The 21,245-nt window shown below is 66.1% G+C and carries 19 protein-coding genes and 1 pseudogene; all 20 read right to left on the bottom strand.

Annotation, left to right across the window (positions count from 1 at the left end; all coding sequences use genetic code 11):
- Nucleotides 1-1,024, bottom strand: a 1,024-nt coding sequence (locus CG471_RS23140; protein WP_143560264.1) for a tetratricopeptide repeat protein, incomplete at its 3' end; no start/stop codon positions are given.
- Between the two features lie 127 nt (nt 1,025-1,151).
- The gene (gene ftsZ / locus CG471_RS23135; RefSeq protein WP_099233892.1) at nt 1,152-2,618 is read right to left on the bottom strand and encodes a cell division protein FtsZ; all 1,467 of its coding nucleotides are present in this window, start codon (nt 2,616-2,618) and stop codon (nt 1,152-1,154) included.
- 108 nt (nt 2,619-2,726) lie between these two features.
- Complete coding sequence (gene ftsA / locus CG471_RS23130) at nt 2,727-4,010, bottom strand: cell division protein FtsA (protein WP_004207952.1); 1,284 nt, start codon at nt 4,008-4,010, stop codon at nt 2,727-2,729.
- 3 nt (nt 4,011-4,013) lie between these two features.
- Nucleotides 4,014-4,976, bottom strand: coding sequence for a cell division protein FtsQ/DivIB (locus tag CG471_RS23125; protein ID WP_004207953.1), 963 nt, complete (start codon nt 4,974-4,976; stop codon nt 4,014-4,016).
- Nucleotides 4,969-5,925 carry a D-alanine--D-alanine ligase gene (locus CG471_RS23120; protein WP_099233891.1) on the bottom strand — a complete coding sequence of 319 codons (957 nt, stop codon included), beginning with the start codon at nt 5,923-5,925 and terminating at the stop codon, nt 4,969-4,971. The genes CG471_RS23125 and CG471_RS23120 overlap by 8 nt, the downstream gene beginning before the upstream one ends.
- Entirely contained in the window at nt 5,922-6,413 is a 492-nt protein-coding gene (locus CG471_RS23115; protein WP_099233890.1) for a DUF4262 domain-containing protein, read from the bottom strand. Before CG471_RS23115 ends, CG471_RS23120 begins: the two co-directional genes overlap by 4 nt.
- Nucleotides 6,410-7,300: a UDP-N-acetylmuramate dehydrogenase gene (gene murB / locus CG471_RS23110; protein WP_004207956.1), complete on the bottom strand. Its 891-nt coding sequence runs from the start codon at nt 7,298-7,300 to the stop codon at nt 6,410-6,412. Before murB ends, CG471_RS23115 begins: the two co-directional genes overlap by 4 nt.
- A 5-nt stretch (nt 7,301-7,305) precedes the next feature.
- Entirely contained in the window at nt 7,306-7,503 is a 198-nt protein-coding gene (locus CG471_RS23105; protein WP_004207957.1) for a hypothetical protein, read from the bottom strand.
- On the bottom strand, nt 7,503-8,930 hold the full coding sequence (gene murC, locus CG471_RS23100) for a UDP-N-acetylmuramate--L-alanine ligase (RefSeq protein WP_037517193.1): 1,428 nt from the start codon (nt 8,928-8,930) through the stop codon (nt 7,503-7,505). The genes CG471_RS23105 and murC overlap by 1 nt, the downstream gene beginning before the upstream one ends.
- A gap of 124 nt (nt 8,931-9,054) precedes the next feature.
- Nucleotides 9,055-10,221 carry an undecaprenyldiphospho-muramoylpentapeptide beta-N-acetylglucosaminyltransferase gene (gene murG / locus CG471_RS23095; RefSeq protein ID WP_099233889.1) on the bottom strand — a complete coding sequence of 389 codons (1,167 nt, stop codon included), beginning with the start codon at nt 10,219-10,221 and terminating at the stop codon, nt 9,055-9,057.
- Nucleotides 10,218-11,420, bottom strand: a complete 1,203-nt coding sequence (locus tag CG471_RS23090; protein ID WP_010336276.1) for an FtsW/RodA/SpoVE family cell cycle protein — start codon at nt 11,418-11,420, stop codon at nt 10,218-10,220. The genes murG and CG471_RS23090 overlap by 4 nt, the downstream gene beginning before the upstream one ends.
- A 62-nt stretch (nt 11,421-11,482) precedes the next feature.
- The gene (gene murD, locus CG471_RS23085; protein ID WP_099233888.1) at nt 11,483-12,796 is read right to left on the bottom strand and encodes a UDP-N-acetylmuramoyl-L-alanine--D-glutamate ligase; all 1,314 of its coding nucleotides are present in this window, start codon (nt 12,794-12,796) and stop codon (nt 11,483-11,485) included.
- A gap of 4 nt (nt 12,797-12,800) precedes the next feature.
- A complete protein-coding gene (mraY, locus tag CG471_RS23080; RefSeq protein WP_017501213.1) occupies nt 12,801-13,874 on the bottom strand; it encodes a phospho-N-acetylmuramoyl-pentapeptide-transferase in 1,074 nt (357 codons plus the stop codon).
- A complete protein-coding gene (murF, locus tag CG471_RS23075; RefSeq protein ID WP_048938798.1) occupies nt 13,874-15,265 on the bottom strand; it encodes a UDP-N-acetylmuramoyl-tripeptide--D-alanyl-D-alanine ligase in 1,392 nt (463 codons plus the stop codon). Before murF ends, mraY begins: the two co-directional genes overlap by 1 nt.
- The gene (locus CG471_RS23070; protein ID WP_010336273.1) at nt 15,262-16,704 is read right to left on the bottom strand and encodes a UDP-N-acetylmuramoyl-L-alanyl-D-glutamate--2,6-diaminopimelate ligase; all 1,443 of its coding nucleotides are present in this window, start codon (nt 16,702-16,704) and stop codon (nt 15,262-15,264) included. The genes murF and CG471_RS23070 overlap by 4 nt, the downstream gene beginning before the upstream one ends.
- Nucleotides 16,704-18,407, bottom strand: a complete 1,704-nt coding sequence (locus CG471_RS23065) for a penicillin-binding protein 2 (protein WP_004207965.1) — start codon at nt 18,405-18,407, stop codon at nt 16,704-16,706. The genes CG471_RS23070 and CG471_RS23065 overlap by 1 nt, the downstream gene beginning before the upstream one ends.
- On the bottom strand, nt 18,407-19,060 hold the full coding sequence (locus CG471_RS23060) for a hypothetical protein (protein ID WP_004207966.1): 654 nt from the start codon (nt 19,058-19,060) through the stop codon (nt 18,407-18,409). Before CG471_RS23060 ends, CG471_RS23065 begins: the two co-directional genes overlap by 1 nt.
- A complete protein-coding gene (rsmH, locus tag CG471_RS23055) occupies nt 19,057-20,004 on the bottom strand; it encodes a 16S rRNA (cytosine(1402)-N(4))-methyltransferase RsmH (protein WP_099233887.1) in 948 nt (315 codons plus the stop codon). Before rsmH ends, CG471_RS23060 begins: the two co-directional genes overlap by 4 nt.
- Nucleotides 20,001-20,498, bottom strand: coding sequence for a division/cell wall cluster transcriptional repressor MraZ (locus CG471_RS23050; protein WP_099233886.1), 498 nt, complete (start codon nt 20,496-20,498; stop codon nt 20,001-20,003). Before CG471_RS23050 ends, rsmH begins: the two co-directional genes overlap by 4 nt.
- Before the next feature lie 183 nt (nt 20,499-20,681).
- Nucleotides 20,682-21,245 (bottom strand): annotated as a pseudogene (locus tag CG471_RS23045) (ABC transporter); the annotation flags it as partial.

The following is a 21,245-nucleotide window of genomic DNA, read 5'->3' as shown; positions in this document are numbered from 1 at the left end:
GCGGCTGGACGGTTGCGGGCGCGGGCGCGGGGACAGTGGGCTGCGTGGCTTGTGCGGCCACCGGCGGCCGGCTCTGGGTCGGCGTGGGCTGGCTGGCAGCAGGCGTGCCGAGCGGCGCGCGGGCCAGCGACGTGCCGCGCTGCCGGCCACTGCCGTTGCGGGTCGTGCGGCGATCTCCCTGGGCCGGCGCGGTCGACGCGGCGGCGGCGGGTGCGGCGTCGCGCGACGCCAGCTGGACGCCCGGCGCTGGCGGGGTCGGCACGATCGGTGTGATGCTGGTCGCGACCACCTGCGGGAAATGGCCGAAATGGACCGCGGCCGCCTTCTGCGCCGCCGTCAGATAGGGCATTTTCTGCATATAGGGGGTGATGGCGCTCGCCAGCTGGGCCGGCATGGTCTGATCGACCACCTTCTTGGCCTCGGCCTGGCGGTTGTTCATCGCCAGGATGAAGGCATTATAGCGCCAGGCGGCCCGGTCGCTCTTGTAGAGCAGCGGCTGCAACACCTTGTCGGCGGCATCCACCTGCCCCGAAATCCCGAGCGAGGCGGCGTAGCGGCGCACCAGTTCGGCATCGTCCGGGGTGCGTTGCAGGGCGGCATGATAATCGCGCTGCGCCCCGGCCTGGTCGCCGGTCATGTCGCGCGCAAGGCCACGGTCGCCCTGGATGGTCGCTTCGGGATAGCCGGCACGGGTCGCCTGGTCGAACAGGCGCAGCGCTTCGGCCGGGTTCTGCATCTTCAGCATGACCCGGCCCAGGCCCGCCTTGGTGCGTCCATTATTGGGCTGGATCGCGTCGGCGCGGGCAAAGAAACCAGCGGCCGCGCGGGCATCGTCCAGCTCCAGCGCGGCTTCACCTGCTCCCACCAACGCGTTGAAATCCCGCGGATTGGTGGCCAGCTTCGCCAGATTATTGTTGAGGTCCGCGGCGCCCGAGGGCCGGACCAGATCGGCCTGGTCGGTTTGCGCCTGCGCAGCCGTCGCAAGAAGCAGGCTGCCGAGAATCCATAGATGAGATCGTGTCACATGGCCCCCTTAGCGGATCGCGGAAGCAATGGGAAATGACCTGCACAAAAAAGCGCGCCGGGTCGCCCGAAGCGACCGACGGCGCGCCTTTGGCAGGCCGGTGCGGGCCTGTGCCCGCACGCTGGCGTTACTGGTTGTTCTGGCGGTTGAGGAAGCGCGGGATATCCAGACCCTGCGTGCCTTCTTCGGTGCCCGGTGCCTTTTCGCTGCCACGGGTAAGGCCGGCCATACGCTCGAACAGCGTGCCACCGGTCGCGACGCGCGGCGCCGGCTGGGCGGGCTTGGGCGCGGCTTCCGGTGCGGTCGGTTCGGCCGCTTCGGCGCCGAGCAGCAGTTCATCCTGCGAGGGATCCTCGTCGGAGAAGACGGCGGCGGGACGCGCAGGTGCGAAGGCCGGCGGCGCCTTTTCGGCGGCAGGCGCAGCGATCGGCGCGGGCGCCGGGGCTTCGGGCACGTCCAGTTCCAGCGCTTCGGGCTCGGGCGCGGCGACCGGGGCCGGTGCAGCAGCGACCGGCGCGGCCGGGGCGGGTGCGGCCACCGGTGCCGGGCGCGGCGCCTGCGGCACGGCGACGGCCGGACGGCTGGCGAAGCTGAACGGCTGGGTCAGAGGTGCGGCCTGGCTGCCGACTTCATTGTCGATGCCGGTCGCGACGACCGACACGCGGATCTTGCCGTTCAGATTGTCGTTGAAGGCGCTGCCCCAGATGATGTTCGCATCGGGATCGACCAGTTCGCGGATATGGTTGGCCGCTTCGTCGACTTCCATCAGGCGCATGTCGTCGCCGCCGACGATCGACACGATCACGCCCTTGGCGCCGCGCATCGACACGCCGTCGAGCAGCGGGTTGGCGATCGCCTTTTCCGCCGCCTGAAGCGCACGGCCGTCGCCTTCCGCTTCGCCGGTGCCCATCATCGCCTTGCCCATCTCGCCCATCACCGAACGGACGTCGGCAAAGTCGAGGTTGATGAGGCCCGGCATGATCATCAGGTCGGTGATCGAGCGCACGCCCTGCTGCAGCACCTCGTCCGCCATCTGGAACGCTTCCTTGAAGGTCGTGTTCGGGTTGGCGATCAGGAACAGATTCTGGTTCGGGATGACGATCAGCGTGTCGACATGCTTCTGCAGCTCGTCGATGCCGCTTTCCGCCGACTTCATGCGGCGATTGCCCTCGAAGGTGAAGGGCTTGGTCACGACGCCGACGGTCAGGATGCCCTTTTCACGCGCCGCCTTGGCGATGACCGGGGCCGCACCGGTGCCGGTGCCGCCGCCCATGCCGGCGGTGATGAAGCACATATGGGCGCCTTCCAGCGCCTGTTCGACGGTGATGATGGTTTCTTCCGCAGCCGCGCGACCGATTTCGGGGCGCGAACCGGCGCCCAGACCCTCGGTGATCTGCGGGCCAAGCTGGATGCGCCGTTCGGCCGGCGAGGCGTTCAGCGCCTGCGCGTCGGTATTGGCGACGATGAAGTCGACGCCCTCGACGCTGGCCGCGATCATGTTCGCGATGGCGTTACCGCCTGCACCGCCAACGCCTATCACCGCAATGCGTGGCTTCAATTCGTCCACATGCGGCGGGCTGATCTCGATGCTCATATACTTTGCTCCCTCAGCTTCCTCGTCAGGAAGTGACAACCGTCATCAATTGTTAACACCAGAAAATAGAGTATTTCACCTGCTATTTTCGTTTTCGTTCAAATTCGCTCAGTAATTCGTCCGCATCGCCCGCATCATGCGCTGCCACCATTGCGGGGCGCCCAGACGATGCACGGTTTGCGGCGCAGGCGCCATCGCCCTAAGATCAACCGGGTTTGAAGCGCCGTAAAGCGCCAATCCGGCCAAAGTAGCGAAGGCCGGGCCACTATGCGCTTCGGGCATGGCTGACAAGCCACGCGGGCGACCGACCCGGACCGCACGCCCCAGCGCACCTTGCGCATAGTCGGCAATGCCCTTCATCTCCGCGCCGCCACCGGTCAGCACGACCTGGCGCCCGGTGCTGTTGAAGCCCATGCCGGCCAGCGCCGCATTCACTTCCGCCATGATCTGGTTCAGTCGTTCGCAAATGACGCCGACCAGCGCCGCGCGGGTAATCTTGCCACCTTCCGCATTGGGGCCGGCGCTCTGCCCCGGAATGGCGACATCGCCATGGGGCGTCGCTATCTCGATCATCTCGCGGAAGTCGCGGCGGTTCTGCATCGCCGAACCATAGAAGCATTTGATCCGCTCCGCCTGGCTGCGGCGAATGCCGAAGGCCGAAGCGATATCATCGGTGATGTCGGACGCGCCCATCGGGATCGAATGCAGCCCCACCAGCATGCCGCCGGCATAGAGCGAGACATTGGTGACCCCTGCCCCCATCTCGACCAGCGCCACGCCCAGGTCGCGCTCCTCTTCCGACAGGCAGGCAAGCCCGGTCGCGATCGGCGAAGCGACGATCGAATTGACGTTGAGATAAGCGCCACGCACGCACAGGTCGAGATTGGCGAGCGGCGCGCCATCCGCCAGCACGACATGGATGTCGACGCCCAGCAGATCGGCATGCATGCCCAGCGGCTTCTTCACCGGCACCTTGCCATTGATGGTGAAGCAGGTCGGCTGGGCGTGCAGGATGATGCGGCCATCGGGGTCGATGCCCTGCTGGCCGGTGGTCAGCAGATCATCGATGTCAGGCTGCTCGACGCGATAGCCGCCCATGTCGCGCTCGACCGTGACGACGTCGCTGACCAGGCTGCCGCCCGAGAAGCTGACCCAGACATCCTCGATATTGGTGCCGGCGACACGCTCGGCCTGTTCCACCGTCTCGCGCACGGCCAGTTCGGTGCGCTCCATGTCGGCGATGAAGCCGCGGCGCACGCCCCGGCTCTCGCGCTGGCCGGTGCCCAGGATCGCCAGCTCACCCGTATCGGTGCGCCCCGCGATCAGCGCGGACACCTTCCACGATCCGATATCGATCGCGGTGATGAGCTTTTCGACCTTGGGCTGTGCCATGACTTAGCCTTCCTCGCCCGCAGCAGGCGCACTTGCGGTCTTTTCCGCCTTGGCGTCCGCCGCTGCCGGCTTATCGCTGGTCTGGCCCTGCGGCAGACGCAGCACGAAACGATCGGGATCACGCATGTCGAACTTGACGATGCCCCGGCCGAGCAGCCGGTTGACGCCATCCATGCGCGCGAAATTCACCAGCGCTGCCGCCGATGTCTGTTCGCCCTCAGGCAGCGACAGCGTCTCCCCCGACTGAAAGCGCAGATCCCAGCGACGGTTCCCGACCCAGGTCGCGCCAGCCAGCATTGGCTTGAGCGCAGGCGCGCTTTCCATCAGCTTGTTGAGGCCGGCGGTCTGGAGATTGGCATTGGGGCCGACCACCAGCGGCAGGTCGGGCATCGCCCCGGCCGACACCGATTGCAGCACCACGCCCGCCACATCGATCAGATGCAGTTGCCCGTCATGCTGCCACACCGCGACCGGATCACGCTCGACGATATCGACGACCAGCGTGTCGGGCAGGCGGCGGGAAATGCGCGCATCCTTGACCCAGCCAAGCTTCAGCATTTCCTGCCGCACCTTGGGCAGGTCGAGCGAGAGCATCGAGCGATCGACCTGGCCGAGCGCGATATTATAGACCGGCATCTCGTCCATGCGCTCGACGCCGCGCACCTCGACCTTCTCCACCTCGAAACCGGCGCGCGCGGCCAGGCTTGCCGCCTGCTGGCGCGCCATGTCGGGCAGGCCCGCATAGATGGCGATGGCGATCGCTATGCCACCGAAGATCGCGAAGATGGCCCAGGTCGCCAGCTTCTGCAGCGTATCCTCGCTGATCGGCAGCAGTTCGAGCAGCCGATCGAACGAGGACTGGCGCTTGAGCTGGCGGCCACGGCCCGATCCGGCCTTGGCGCGCACCTTGCCCCGCGCCGTGCTCAGCCGCGCCGTGCCGCCGCGCCGAATCCGTGCCTCAGCCATTGCCAGCCCCCATGTTCGGCCCCCTCGTCAATGCTTCCTCGCAGATCCGCTCGACCAGCTCGGCATATTCGATGCCCAGCTTTTTCGCCTGTTCCGGCACCAGGCTCAAGGGGGTCATGCCCGGCTGGGTATTGACCTCCAGCAGGTAAAGCCCCTCGACGCCCTGGCTGTCGTCCCAGCGGAAGTCGGAGCGCGACGCGCCCTTGCAGCCGAGCAGCTGGTGCGCCTTGAGCGCGATCGCCTTGCAAGCCTGCGTGATCTCGTCCGGTATCTCTGCCGGGCAGACATGTTCGGTCATGCCGTCGGTATATTTGGCATCGAAATCATAAAAGCCGCTCTTGGGGCGCAGCTCGGTGACGAGCAGCGCCTCATCGCCCAGCACGGCGGTGGTCAGCTCGCGCCCGCGAATATAGGGTTCGGCCAAAAGCTCGGGAAATTCCTGCCAGGGGCCGACGCTGTCACGGGCGATGGGATTGCCATAATTGCCCTCGGCCGTGACGATCGCCACGCCGACCGAGCTGCCCTCATTGACGGGCTTCAGAACATAGGGGCGCGGCAGCGGATCGCCGGCGTACAGGCTCTCGCTCGCCACGATATGTCCGCCGGGCATGGGGATACCGTGCGGCAGCAGCGCCTGCTTGGTCAGTTGCTTGTCGATCGCGATGACCGAGGTGGCAAGACCGCTATGGGTGTAGGTGAGGCCCATCAGGTCCATCATGCCCTGCACCGTGCCATCCTCGCCCGGCACGCCATGTAGCGCGTTGAACACCACGTCCGCCTTGGTTTCGGCCAGGCGCGCGGCGACGTCGCGATCCATGTCGATCCGCGTGACCCGATGCCCGCGCGATTCCAGCGCCTTGGCAACGCCCTCGCCGCTCGACAGCGACACCGGCCGCTCCGCCGACCAGCCGCCCATCAGAACGGCGACATGAAGCGGTTTAAGAGTCAATGGAATTTCCCCGAATAGAGTAAAGGCTGATCTTCAAGGAGTTCGACGGGTGCCGCCTCATCCCAGGGCCATCGCCCTTCATAGGTCCAAACCAGTTGATAGACGGCATCAAGCGGCTGCCCGGTGCGGAAATTGTGATACCAGAGCGCGGAATTCAGATAATCGGGGATCAAATGCTGGCGATCCACCGCGCGAGCCATGCAGGTCACATCATAACCGTCAAGCAAACCTTCAATCAGTTGGCCTTCGGCCAGCTGCAAGCCTGCTTTGCACTGCCGATAGGTTTCGTTGACAGCAAATGCCCCCATTTGCGCCGGCAAACCGAGAATGATCACCTCGGGCTGGCCAACGCTTTCCCAAAAACCAACGGAATAGACGAACGACTTCGCATCATCCTCGGAATCAAAAACCGACACCACATGGCATCCATGATCGCGAACATTCGCAAGGATGCGGGTCTCGTAGTCGTTCAGAGGCCGATCGCTCACTTCGCCAACCCCACACGCTGGATTTCCCATTCCAGCTCGACGCCGCTCTTTTCCTTGACGCGGCGGCGGACTTCCTCGCCCAGCGCTTCGATGTCGGCGCTGGTGGCGTCGCCGGTGTTGAGCAGGAAGTTGGTGTGCTTCTCGCTCACCTGCGCGCCGCCCAGCGCGAGGCCGCGACAGCCCGCTTCATCGACCAGCGCCCAGGCCTTGTGCCCGTCCGGATTCTTGAAGGTCGATCCGCCGGTCTTGCTGCGCAGCGGCTGGCTTTCCTCGCGCGCGGTGGCGATGCGGTCCATTTCCGCCTGGATCGCGGCCGGATCGCCGGGTTCGCCCCGGAAGGTGGCCGACACGACAACCGCGCCGTCGACCATGTTGGAATGGCGATAGCTGTAATGGAGATCGCTGGCGAGCAAGGTCACCTGTTCGCCCGAGCGCAGCACCACCTCGCATTCCACCAATATGTCCGCGGTCTCGCGGCCATAGGCCCCGCCGTTCATCCGCACGAAGCCGCCGACCGTGCCGGGGATGGAGCGCAAGAATTCAAGACCGGCAATGCCTGCGTCCCGCGCGGTCGAGGAGACGAGGATGCCCGACGCACCACCGCCGCAGACCAGGGTGGTGGCGTCCAGCGCCTCCACCCTGGCGAAGGGCTTGCCCAGACGCACGACCACGCCCGGCACGCCGCCATCGCGAACGATCAGGTTGGAGCCGAGGCCGAGCGCCATCACCGGCATCGCCGGATCGAGCATGGCGAGGAAATCGGACAGATCGTCGGCGTCCTTGGGCTCGAACAGCCATTGCGCCGCCCCGCCCGCCTTGAACCAGACGAGCGGTGCCAGCGGCGCATCGGCCTTGAGCGCGCCGCGAACGGCCGGAAGAGTAGCCATCACCGTCAACCGCGCACGCCCCAGAGATTCATCCAGCTCTTCATCGCCTTCATGCCCGCCTCGCCGGCCTGATGCGCCGCCATGCCGGTCTGCACCTGCTTCTGCGCCGCCTCGACCATGTCGCGCGCGACTTCCACGCCCTGCATCTGCATGTCGATCATGCGCTTCTGCATTTCCAGGCCGACATTGAAGAGCTCGAACATCAGGCGGTTTCCTTGACCTTGGCGGTGACCGCAGCGGACAGGCCCGCCGCCCATTTCGTGATGTCGCCGGCCCCCAGGCAGATGATCATGTCGTCAGCCTGGACATCGGCGGCAATGACGCGGGCAAGATCGCCCGCATCGGCGACAGTGGCGGCGTTGCGATGGCCACGGCGCTTGAGCCCGGCGACCAGCGCCGCGCTGTCGACATCCTCGATCGGCTGCTCGCCAGCGGTATAGACCGGGGCGGCATAGACGATGTCGGCATCGTTAAAGGCCTGCTGGAAATCATCCATCAGGTCGCGCAGACGGGTGAAGCGATGCGGCTGGACCACGGCGATCACCCGGCCCTTGGCGCCCTCACGCGCAGCGGCGAGCACCGCCTTGATCTCGACCGGATGGTGGCCATAATCGTCGATGACAGTGGCGACGCCTGCGCCGGCCGGGATTTCGCCGACCTTGGTGAAGCGACGCTTCACGCCGCCGAACTTCGCGAAGCCGGTCTGGATGGTCGCGTCATCAATGCCCATCTGCAGCGCCACGCCGATCGCGGCCATGGCGTTCAGCACATTGTGGCGGCCGGGCATGGGCAGTTCGATCCCCTCGATCCGGCGGGTCGCGCCGTCGCGCTCGCGAATCTGGACGTCGAAGCGATTGCCGCCGGGCACCGGCTGGACATTCTCGCCGCGAATATCCGCCTGGGCGGAGAAGCCATAGGTGACGATGCGGCGGTCCTGCACGCGCGGCAGGATGGCCTGCACCTCGGGATGGTCGAGGCAGAGCATCGCCGCGCCATAGAAGGGCACATTTTCGACAAACTCGACAAAGGCGTCCTTCACCGCATCGAAGCTGCCATAATGGTCGAGATGTTCGGGATCGATATTGGTCACGACCGCGATCGTGCCGTCGAGGCGCAGGAAGCTGCCGTCGCTCTCATCGGCTTCCACGACCATCCAGTCGCTGTTGCCCAGGCGCGCGTTGGAGCCATAGCTGTTGATGATGCCGCCGTTGATAACGGTCGGATCGACCCCGCCCGCATCCAGCAGCGCCGCGACCATCGATGTGGTCGTGGTCTTGCCATGGGTGCCGGCGATGGCGACCGTGGATTTGAGGCGCATCAGTTCAGCCAGCATTTCCGCGCGGCGGATCACCGGCACGCGATTTTCCAGCGCCAGTTCGACTTCCGGATTGCCCCGCTTGATCGCGGTCGAGGTGACAACCACGGCGGCATCGCCCAGATTTTCGGCCTTGTGGCCGATCATCACCTTGATGCCCTTGGCGCGCAGCCCTTCGACGACATAGCCTTCGGCGACGTCGGATCCTTGAACCTTGTAACCCAGATTATGCATGACTTCGGCGATACCGGACATGCCGATGCCGCCAATGCCGATGAAATGGATCGTGCCGATGTCGGTGCCGACACCCTTCATGCGTTTAACTCCGAAACAACACCGTCATCCCAGCGAAGGCTGGGATCTCTCTTTTCTTCAAGAGCGACGGAGACAGAAAAAGTGAGATGCCAGCCTCCGCTGGCATGACGAAAAAGGGATGCCATCAGGCCGGCACCCCCTGCAAATTGAGCGTGGTCGGCGTGGGGCCGACGCGAAGCCGGTCATTCATGATCGGCGCGGGGCCGATGCTTTCGAGCAGGTCGGCCATGTCGCGGGCCGCATCCGGCCGGCCACAGGCACGGGCGCGCTTGGCGGCATTTTGCAGGGCGCCGGGTTCCAGCGCCATTTTCTGCATCTGCTTGGCCAGTTCCACCGCGGTGAAGCGCGACTGGGGGATGGTGCGGGCGCCGCCAGCCTCGGTCATCTCGCGCGCATTGGCGGTCTGATGATCGTCCATGGCGCTGGGCAGCGGCACCAGGATGGCGGGACGGCCGGCACAGGTCAGCTCGGCCAGGGTCGATGCCCCTGCCCGCGCGATCATCAGGTGCGACCAGCCGAGCTTTTCGGGCACGTCATTGAAATAGGTGGCGAGATCGGCCGGGATTTCCATCTCGGCATAGGTGGCGCGGACCCGCTCGATATCCTCGGCACGGCACTGCTGCGTCACCTGAAGGCGACGGCGCAGCGCGATCGGCAGCATCGACAGTCCCTCGGGCACGACGCTCGACAGGATGCTTGCCCCCTGGCTGCCGCCGATCACCAGCACGCGGAACACGCTCTCGTCGGTCAGTGCGGGGAATTCCTCGTCGCGCAGCCCCTTCACTTCCTCGCGCACGGGATTGCCAACCAGATGCACCTTGCCGGCATATTTGTCCTTGAGGCGCTCGACCAGCGGATAGGCGGTGGCGATGGCGTCGACCCGGCCGGCGAGCAGGCGGTTGACCCGGCCCAGCACGGCATTCTGCTCATGGATCGCGGTCGGGATACCATCGGCCAGCGCGCCCAGCAAAGCAGGCATGGCGGGATAGCCGCCAAAGCCGACCACGGCGGTCGGCTTGAACGTGTCGTTGAGCCGCCGGGCCATCGCGCGCCCGGCCAGGATCGCCTTCAGGGCGCCGGGCCAGCTCGCCGGATTCTTGGTCATGCGGCCCGCCGGCATGACATGGACCTGTGCCTTGTCAAAGATGCCGGGGATCTTGGCGCCCCGCTCATCGGTGACGAGGGCGACATGATGGCCGCGCGCCATCAGTTCCTCGGCCACCGCATGAGCGGGAATCATGTGACCACCCGTCCCGCCGGCGGCGAGGACGAAGTGACGGGAAATGCTCATCGACCACTCCATTTGACGACCGTGTGCCGACCCATGAAGGGGTTGCGCCGCGTGAATGCGAGCAGCAGGCCGACGCCGATACAAAGCGCCAGCATAGAGGAGCCACCGTAGCTGATAAAGGGCAGCGTCATGCCCTTTGACGGAAAAATCTGCGCATTGACGCCCATATTGATGATCGCCTGCAGCCCGAACTGGGTGGTGAGGCCGGCGGCGGCGAGGATGGTGAAATTATCCTCCTCGTCCAGCAGGCGCAGCAGCACGCGCACGACGATCGCCAGATAGACGCAGGCGATGGCGATGCAGGCGAGCAGGCCGAACTCCTCCCCGATCACCGAGAAGATATAGTCGGTATGGGCTTCGGGCAGGCGAAACTTGTTCTGCCCCCCGCCCGGCCCGACGCCGGTGAAGCCACCATGGGTGATGGTGCGGAAGGCCAGGTCCGTCTGGTCCGGGCCGGTATCCATCTGGACGCCGATGCCCAGGAAGTCGTTGATGCGCTGCCGGCCATTTTCATAGAACATGTAGACCGCGACAAGCCCTGCCAGCGCCAGCCCGCCCAGCATGGCGATCCAGCGCATTTCGAGGCCCGAGAGCATCAGCAGCACGCCCCAGCAGGCAAGGAAGATGACCGTCTGGCCAAAATCCGGCTGCTTCATCAGGATCGCCGCGATCAGCAGCGTCATCGCGCCGGTGAGCGGCATCACCGGCAGGCTCTGGTCCTTGGCACGCAGCGACAGCAGCCAGGCCAGCGTCACGACATAGACGGGCTTCAGAAATTCCGAGGGCTGGAAGCGGAAGCCCGGCAGGTCGATCCAGCGCTTGGCGCCGTTCACGGTGGAACCCAGCAGCGGCACGAACAGCAGCATCAGGAAGAAGAAGACGGCCAGGAAGATCGCCAGTCGCCGCGCCTGCGGCCGGGGCAGCATGGAGATGACCAGCATGATCGGCAGGCCGATGAACACCCACATCAGCTGGCGATAGAAATAGATCAGCGGATTGACCGCCACCTGCGCGGTCGAGCGGTCGATCGCGGCCACCGGCGATGCGGCGGCCACGGCGACCAGCCCGATCGCCATCAGCGCGACGATCAGCGACAGCAGCACCCGGTCGATTTCCCAGAACCAGATGGCCAGCGCGGTACGCTCGCGCGGCACGGTGCGGGTCTTGAAGCCCTTCACCAGTTCGCCCGCCCTGAACATGCCCTTACGTCCCTCGCTATCCATCCCGTTGCCCCCGATCGCCCTGCCTATTCCAGAGCGTTCTATTCCAGTGCGTTCACGGCCGCGGCAAAGGCATCGCCGCGCGCCTCGAAATCCCGGAACTGGTCGAAACTGGCGCAGGCCGGCGACAGCAGCACGACATCGCCCGGCTGGGCGATGCGCGCGGCGCGACGGACGGCGGCGCTCAGCATCTCGCTGTCATCGACCGCCATGTGCGGCCGCAACAGGTCGGCAAACATGTGACCCGCCTCACCGATGGTGTAGGCATGGGCGATATTGCCGTAATAAGGCGCGCATTCATCCAGATTGTCGGACTTGGCGACGCCGCCCAAAATCCAGTGGATGCGGGGCTTGCCATCCCTGGCCGGCCAGGCACCCAGCGCCGGCGCGGTCGAGGCGGCATTGGTCGCCTTGCTGTCATTGACATAGAGCACGCCATTATGCGTGCCCACCGTCTGCATCCGATGCGGCAGGCTGGCATAGCTGGCGAGCGCGGCCATGATGGTCGCGTCATCGATGCCCAATGCCTGGCCGACCGCGATCGCAACCGCGGCATTCTGGGCATTGTGCGGCCCCTGCAGCGACGGCCAGCCAAGCTGAGCCTCCGGATCGATATCGGCGGCCTTCACTTCGCGCAGCTGCGCCGGGGCCGATGCGGCGATGCCGCGGCTCGGCTCATCCTCGGTCGCGATCACCGCGACATGGTCGGCCGACTGCATGGCGAACAGCCGCGCCTTCGACGCGACATAGCCGGCGAAACCGTTGTAGCGATCGAGATGGTCGGGCGTGATGTTGAGCAGCACGGCGACATCGCAGTCGAGGCTATGGGTAAGGTCGATCTGGTAGCTGGACAGTTCCAGCACATAGACGCCCATACCGTGCAGGTTCGGCTCCAGCGGCTCCTGGCCCAGGATCGGCAGGCCGATATTGCCCCCCATCCGCGCCGGGAAGCCGGCTTGCTCGATGATGTGATGGATCAGCGCCGTGGTGGTCGACTTGCCGTTGGTGCCGGTGATGCCGACCACCTTGTGCGGTGGCAGCGTCGGCCGGGCGAGCGCGAACAGTTCGATGTCGCCGATGATCGGCACGCCGGCGATCTTTGCCCGCATCGCGATCGGATGCTTGTTGAGCGGCACGCCCGGCGACACGACGATGCCGTCGAAACCGGCCAGGTCGATCTCCATCGGGTCGCCCAGTTCCGCCTTGTCGGCGACGGCCGCCCGCGCTTCCTCGCGACTGTCCCAGGCGACGACCCGCGCGCCGCTGGCGACGAGCGTCTCGACCGTGGCCAGCCCCGAACGGGCCAGCCCCAATACGGCGTAGGTCTTCCCCTTGAAGGCCTGCGAAACGATCATCCGCTTACCTCAGCTTCAGCGTGGCGAGGCCGGCGAGCGCCAGCACGAAGGAGATGATCCAGAAGCGGATCACCACGGTCGGTTCGGCCCAGCCAAGCTGTTCGAAATGATGGTGGATCGGCGCCATCTTGAACACGCGCTTGCCGGTCCGCTTGTAGAAGAAGACCTGGATGATGACTGACAGCGCCTCGACCACGAACAGGCCGCCGACGACGCCCAGAACGATTTCATGATGGGCGGTGACCGCGATCACGCCGATCGTGCCGCCCAGCGCCAGACTGCCGGTATCACCCATGAAGACGGCAGCGGGCGGCGCATTGAACCAGAGGAACGCCAGCCCCGCGCCGATGATCGCGCCGCACAATATGGTGAGGTTGCCCGCGCCCGGCACATGCGGGATGCCCAGATAGGTGGCGAAGTCCGCGCGGCCGACCAGATAGACGATCGCCATGAACGCCATGCAGGCGATGATGACCGGCATGGTGGCGAGGCCATCGAGCCCGTCGGTCAGGTTCACCGCATTGCCGAACGCGACGATGACGAAGGCGGCGAACAGGAAATAGAAAGGCCCAAGCTCGATCGCAGGCCCATTGTAGAAGGGCACGTAGAGCGCGGTGTTGCCATGCTGGTTGACGATCATCCAGGCGGCGAAACCGGCGATCAGGAACTCGAAGGCCAGGCGCATCTTGGCCGACAGCCCCTTGTGGCTGGCCTTGGTCACCTTGTCATAATCGTCGAGGAAGCCGATCGCGCCGAAACCCAGGGTCACGAACAGGCAGGCCCAGACATAGGTGGAGGACAGGTCCATCCACAGCAGCACCGATACGACCATGGAGGTCAGGATCATCAGGCCGCCCATGGTCGGCGTGCCGCGCTTGGCCAGATGGCTCTGCGGCCCGTCGCTGCGGATCGGCTGCCCCTTGCCCTGGCGCACGCGCAGCCAGCCGATGAACTTGGGGCCGATGACGAGGCCGATGATCAGCGCGGTCGCGATCGCCGCGCCCGCCCGGAAGGACAGGTAGCGGATGAGGTTGAAGGCCCCCGCAAAATCCAGGGTCTGGGCAAGCCAGTAGAGCATCAGTCTTTATCTCCGTCGCGGGCGGCATCGCCAAGGGCGGCGACCAGGCGGGACAGCCCGATGCCATTGGAGCCCTTGACCAGGATCGCGTCACCCGCACGCATTTCCTTGTTGATCAGATCGGTGGCCGACGCGGCGTCCGGCACATGGTCGAAGGCGACGAGGCCGCCAAGGGCGTCGGCCAGCGGCGCCATCTCCTCGCCCACCAATATCGCATAGTCGACGCCATTCTCGCTCAACGGTTGCGAGAGTGCGGCGTGCAGTTCGGTACTGCGGCTGCCCAGTTCGCGCATGCCGCCCAGCACGGCGATGCGGCGGTCGGCCTGCTCGCGCCCCAATTGCTTGAGCGTCGCGGCCATGCTCAAGGGGTTGGCGTTATAGCTTTCGTCGATCAGCAGCGCCTCGCCGCCCGCCACCGGCAGGATGCGGCGCGCGCCGCGTCCGGGCAGGCCCGGCATTTCCGCGAGCGCAAGGCCCGCAGCGGCCAGATCGCCGCCCAGCGCCTCGACCGCGGCCAGCACGGCGAGCGAATTGGACACCCAATGGTCGCCCGGCGCGCCGACGGTGAAGCAAAGCTCCACCCCCGGCAGCGCGGCGGTCACCAGCGTGCCGCCGCCCGGCGCCGGCACGGTATCGCGCACGAAAATATCCGCCTCCGGGCTGAAGCCGAAGGTCAGAATATGATCGGCATGGCGCTCCGCCTTGCCATAGAGGGTCGCGACATGCGGGCTGTCATAGGGAATGACAGCGGTGCCGCCCGGCTCCAACCCCTCGAAAATCTCGGCCTTGGCTTCGGCGATCTTTTCCTCGGTCCCGAAAAATTCGATATGGGCCGGCGCGATGGCGGTGACGATCGCCACGTTCGGGCGCACCTGCCGCGTCAGCGCAGCCAGTTCGCCGGCATGGTTCATGCCCATTTCGAACACGCCATAGGCCGCATCGCGCGGCATCCGCGCCAGGCTCAGCGGCACGCCGACATGGTTGTTATAGCTTTTGACCGAACGATGGACGCCGCCCGGACAGGCCCGTTCAAGGGCATGGAACAGCGCTTCCTTGGTGCCGGTCTTGCCGACCGACCCGGTCACGCCGATGATCTTCGCGCTGCTGCGCTTGCGCGATGCCCGGCCCAGCGCTTCCAGCGCGGCGGCACTGTCGGCCACCAGCACATGGGGATAATCGACCGGTTCGCTGACGATTGCGCCGGCCGCGCCCTGGGCAAAGGCCTTGTCGACGAACTTGTGGCCGTCGGTCGTTTCGCCCTTCATCGCGACGAACAGGTCGCCCGCGCCCACCTCGCGACTGTCGAAGGCGACGCCAGAAACGGCGAACGGCGCCGACACGGCGCCGCCCGTAGCGTCTGCGATCTCGGCCGAGGTCCAGAGATCGCTCACCCCGCGCACTCCCGTGCCACGGTGACATCGTCAAAGGGTAGCACCCGGTCGCCGATGATCTGGCCCTGCTCATGCCCCTTGCCGGCGAGCAGGACGATATCATCGCCCCCCGCCTGACCGATGGCGGCGGCGATCGCCGCGCGGCGACCGCCAATTTCCTCCGCCCCCGGTGCGCCCGCCATCACGGCGGCGCGGATCGCGGAGGGTTCTTCCGAACGGGGATTGTCGTCGGTCACGATGACATGGTCGGCCAGATCGGCGGCAACCTTGCCCATCAGCGGGCGCTTGCCGGCATCACGATCACCGCCCGCGCCGAACAGCGCGATCAGCTTGCCCCGGGTATGGGGACGCAGTGCCTCGATCGCGGCGCGCAGGCCGTCGGGCGTATGAGCATAGTCGACATAGACGGGGGCGCCCGCCTTGCTGATGACCGCGCGTTCCAGACGGCCGCGCACCGGCTGGACCCGGCCCAGCAATTCCAGCACCTTGGCGGTATCGCCGCCGGTCGCGATGACGAGCCCTGCCGCCGTCAGCGCATTGGCCGCCTGATAGGCGCCGATCAGCGGCAGATTGACCTTGTAGAGCTTGCCATCGGCTTCGATCTCCAGCGTCTGGCCCAACTGGGTCGGGGTGCGGTTGGCAAGACGCAATGCCTGCCCCTGCACCCCGACGCTCAGCACACGAAGCCCCCGCTTCGTAGCCCGCTGGATCGCCTTGTCCGACCATTCATCGTCGGCCCAGATGACGGCCGCGCCGCCGTCGCCCACGACTTCGTCGAACAGGCGCATCTTGGCGTCGAAATAGCTGTCCATGTCGCCATGATAATCGAGATGATCGCGCGACAGGTTGGTGAAGGCGCCGGCCGCAACCGGCAGGCCTTCGGTGCGATACTGGTCGAGGCCATGGCTCGACGCCTCGAACGCGGCATGGGTGATGCCCTCGCGCTTGAGGCCCGACATGTTGGCGAGGAAGGTGACGATGTCCGGCGTGGTGAGGCCGGTCGACACCTGATCGACCGAGGTGGTGACGCCCAGCGTCCCGATCGAGGCCGACTTGTGGCCCAGCATGCGCCACAGCTGGCGCGCCAGTTCGACCGTGCTGGTCTTGCCATTGGTGCCGGTGACGGCGACGGTCACATCAGGGAAAGGCGCGAAATAGCGCGCGGCCAGTTGCGCGAACAGGCGGCGGGGATTGGCGTCGGCGATATGCACCGCGCCCTCGACCTTCGCCTCCGGCCGGGCGACGATGGCCACCGCTCCTGCCTTCACCGCATCGGCAATAAAATCCTCGCCATTGACGCGCAGGCCCTGAAAGGCACCGAAGATGGTGCCCGGCGCAACCTTGCGATTGTCGATGGCAAAACCCGTCACGGACGTGTCGAGGCCGGTGTTGCCACCGACCTCGACGCCCAGCTCCTCGATTAGCGACCCGAGGCGCATCACTCTGTCTCCTTGTCGCCGTGCAACAGCGGCATCAAATCCGAAATATCCACGTCCCGCCGCTCGTCCGGCATTACGCCAAGCATCGGCCCGGTGCGCTCCACCACCCGCTTCACCACCGGCGCCGCCGTCCATGCAGCGGTGCGCAGGCCATATTGGCCCGTCGCCTCGTCCATCGTGACGAGAACCACATAGCGGGGATTGTCCATCGGGAAGGCGGAAGCGAAAGTCGTCACCAGCGAAGTCTTGTTGTAGCGCCCTTCCTGGGGCTTTTCAGCGGAACCCGTCTTGCCGCCCACCCGGAATCCCTTGGCGTCGGCGCTACGCCCTGTACCCGCCGACACGATCATCCGCAACAGCTGGCGCATGCGCGCGCTGGTCGCGGCGGAAAAGACGCGGCGCCCCTCGGGCACTTCATCGGCCTTGAGCTTGCGGATCGTCGCCGGGCGCCAGATGCCGCCATTGACCAGCGCCGCATAGGCCGCCGCCAGATGCAGCGGCGTCACCGCGATGCCATGGCCGTAAGACGTGGTCATGCTGGTGATCCGGCCCCAATTGGTCGGCCACAGGCCACCGGCACGCTCATTGAACTCGATCGGCGCACGCTGGTCGAAATCCAGGCTGCGGAACAGCTTCTGCAACGGCGCGGCGCCCATTTCGTCGGCGATCCGGGCGGTACCGATATTGGAGCTGTGGACCAGGATTTCCGGCACGTTGATCCAGCGGCCCAGCGAGTGGTCGTCCTTGATGCGGAAGCCGCCGACGGCCAGCGGCGCGGTCGCGTCATAGCGCTTGCTCATCGAGGTCACGACGCCCGCATCCATGGCCGCCGCGATCGACAGCGGCTTGAACGCCGAACCCAGCTCATAGCGGGCCTGCACCATATGGTTGCAGAGCGGTGATTCGGAGCAGCGCTTGCCGGCATAATTTTGCAGCTTGTTGGGATCGAACACCGGGATCGATGCCATGGCGATCACTTCGCCGGTATTGACGTCCAGGATGATGCCGCCGGCGCCCTTGGCCCGCGTCTGGACCAACTGGGCATAAAGCTCGCTTTCCAGCGCGCCCTGCACCCGGCTGTCGATCGACATGGCGAAGGGCCGGCTACGCTGCGCCGGGTCGATCATCCGATCGTTGAATGCGGCCTCCACGCCCATGCCGCCCTTGCCCTCGGCATTGGGCGCAAAGCCGAGAATATGCGCGGCCAGCGTGCGCTGGGGATAAAGGCGCTCCTTCTCGCGCGGAAATTCGATGCCGATCTCGCCCAGCGCGTTCACCGCCGCCACTTCCTCGGGCAGCGCACGGCGTCGCAGATAGGCCCAGCCGCGCCCCCTCAGCTTCTTGGCGAACACCGCTTCGGACTCGTCCGGGAAGATTTCGTGCAGCTTGCGCGCCAGCTCGTCGGGATCGCCGATCAGCTTGGACGGGCGCACCGCGATCGAATAGGCGTCCATGGTCCGCGCCAGCGGCACGCCATTGCGGTCGACAATGTCCGCGCGCGCCGGGGTGAAGCCCGACAATCCATCGCCATTGCCGTTGCCGCTCGCAAAAATGCCGACCCAGGTCAGACGCAGGATCAGCACGGCCGTGATCATCATGAACAGGATCAACAGCAACATCAGGCGATTATGCGCGATCGCCGTCAGGTTGACCCGCTGCCGCCCGGCACGGGCGCCGCCCGGCTGGACGATGATCGTGGCCATTAGCGGCCTCCCTTTCGCTCGCGCGCCGCACGGGCGCTGAGGTCACCCATGGTGCTGTCGTCCAGCAGCTTGGCATCCAGCATCGCCATGCGCTCGGCCCGGCGCGCGACCGGATTGGGCCGCGACACGTCAGCGTCGGCCTTGGCGCGCTGTTCGGCCAGCTTCACCGGCGCGGCGGGCTTGGCCAGCTTCTCGACATTGTCGGCGGCATGCGCCTCGCGGATCACGGCAATATCGCTGCGGATCTGGCTGGCGGCGGGGCTGGCCGGCGCGGCCTGCGGCGCGGACGGCAGATCGGCCGGCGTCTCGACCATCGCCACCATCACCGGCGGCGCGACATAGTCGGGACCGTTGGGCTGGACGCCATCCAGATGCGCCAGCGCCTGTTCGCCCGCCAGATACTGGCCGGCGGTCGGCGTCGCATACATGAAGTCGTCCTGGTTCCACCGCTCCAGCTGGCGCATGCTGGCGCGCGCGCTGAACTCGGTTTCCAGATAGCGGATATCGCCGCGCGCCTGCGCGATCTGCATCCGCACCCGCATCACGTCATTGCGCTCGGTCGCGACCTTCAAGGAGACGAGATAGGCGCCGAGCGCGCCCAGCGCGACCAGCAACACCCAGATCAGGCTCTGCAATCTCTTGACCGCGATCATGGCCGGGCACTCCGATGGGCATTGGCAACAGGGGCGCCGGTCCGCACGGCGCTGCGCAGGGTGGCGGAACGGGCACGCGGATTGCGCGCCAGTTCAGTTTCGCCGGGCTTGACGGCCTTGGCGGGCTTTTCGAATGCGGGCGCAACCTCGGCCTTCTTCTCGGGCAGGTGGCGCGATCCGCCCGCCTCGCTGCCGCTGCGCTTGCGCAGGAACTGCTTGACGATGCGATCCTCCAGACTGTGGAAGGTCACGATCGCAAGCCGGCCGCCCGGCTCCAGCAGTGCTTCCGCCGCTTCGAGCGCGCGCTCCAGCTCCTCCAGTTCGCGATTCACATGGATGCGGATCGCCTGGAAAGTGCGGGTCGATGGATCCTTCTTGTCATGCGGCTTGTAGCCCAGCGCCCGGCGCACGACGGCAGCAAGCTGCCCGGTCCGCTCCAGCGGCCGCGCATCGACGATCGCACGGGCAACCCGGCGCGACCGCGGCTCGTCGCCATAGCGATAGATGACGTCGGCAATATCCTCTTCCGCGGCGGTGTTGAGGAAATCGGCCGCGCTCATGCCGCCCTGGCTCATCGTCATGTCGAGCGGACCGTCCGCCTGGAAGGAAAAGCCGCGTTCGGGCCGGTCGAGCTGCATCGACGACACGCCGATATCCAGCGTGATGCCCGACACGCTGCTGACGCCGCGTTCGGCCAGCAGTTCCTCCATCCGCGAAAATTCGCCGGGGATCAGGGTGATACCCTTTTCATCGGCCAGCGCCTGCCCTTCCCGGATCGCATCGGGGTCGCGATCAAAGGCAAAGACCTGCGCGCCAGCCGCCGCCATGGCGCTGGAATAGCCGCCCGCGCCGAAGGTGCCGTCGACATGTCGCTCGCCTGGGGTAATGGCGAGCGCATCGAGCACTTCGGTCAGGAGGACAGGGATATGCGGCGCGGCGCTCACTTGCCGCCCTCCGCTGCGCGCTGTTCCAGCCAGCGGCGCACCTTGTTGCGGATCAGCGCCGGGCGATCCGGGCTTTCGACCAGCGCCTCGGGCTTCCAGATCTGGAAATAGCGGCCAACGCCATAGAAGAACACGACGTCGGTGATACCGGCCTCTTCCTTGATATCGGAGTGCAGGAAGAAGCGGCCACCCTCGTCGAAATTCACGTCCTCGATCGTGCCCAGGCGATTCTCGCGCTCCAGGTCACCGTTGAAGGGGCGATTGGCGGCGCGCGCCTCGCGCTCCAGCTCATTCACTTCCTCGAACAGGAACAGCTTGTGGGACAGGCCGAAGCCGGTGGCGCAGCCATTGTCCATATGGACCGACAGGCACAGACGGTTCTCGCCGCCGCTCGCCAGCTTCACCTGGCGGCGCATCTCCAGGGGCAGCACGAAACGGCCCTTGCCGTCCGCGACGCTGAACGCGTTGCCCGAATAGAGAATGACGTCCGACACGCTGGGAATTCGCCCCTTTTAAGCAGGGCGCAGGCTTCCCGTCGCCAGAATCGCGTTTTCGACTCCCGGCGCAAGACTCTCGCAAAGCCTGACTAACCCCAATGTTGGAATATCTACCAAGCATGAGGCGGCCTGCAAAGGGAAATGTTGGGTGAAACTGGGAAAAGCCGGTCAGAAACGGGATTAACCGTTTTTTCCTCCTTTCACCAGCTTATTTTCACTTTTTGTTCTCATGCCATTCCGCCCGGAACGACGGCGCAGCAGCATCAGACCCAGTATCGCCCAGCCTGTCCCAGCCAGAAGCGCCGATCGCAGCCCCAGCCGGACATCCGCGACATCGCGCATCCAGCGGCCGCCATCCGGCATATCCGCCCCCAGCCATTGCGCCACCAGCGCCGGCGTATCCGCGCTCCAGGCGCGCGGATCGAGCGGCCGCGCCGGGTCGGCCAGCCACAGCCGGTCGTCGATCAAGTCCGCGTCACCCAGCAACAGCGCCTCCCCGCGACCGATCCGCAGCCGCAGCGGAACAGCCGCCGCCTGCCCCTCCAAAGACAAGGGCTGCATCCCGGCCATCGTCAAAAGCCGCCCATCCGGCAGGAAATGGCGTATTTCCCGGTCGCGCACCGCCCCGCCCCGCACGCCCCAATGCGCCAGCAAGGGGCCAAGCGTGCCGACCATCGGCGCCCGGCGCCGGTCACCCAGCGGCAAATCGGACGGCCAGCGCAGACGCGGATCGGTGAACAGCAG

The organism is Sphingobium sp. IP1 (genome assembly GCF_002708645.1).
Lineage (GTDB): Bacteria > Pseudomonadota > Alphaproteobacteria > Sphingomonadales > Sphingomonadaceae > Sphingobium > Sphingobium yanoikuyae.
The sequence above is the reverse complement of the archived record's forward strand: the minus strand, read 5'-3'. Positions and strand labels throughout refer to the sequence as shown.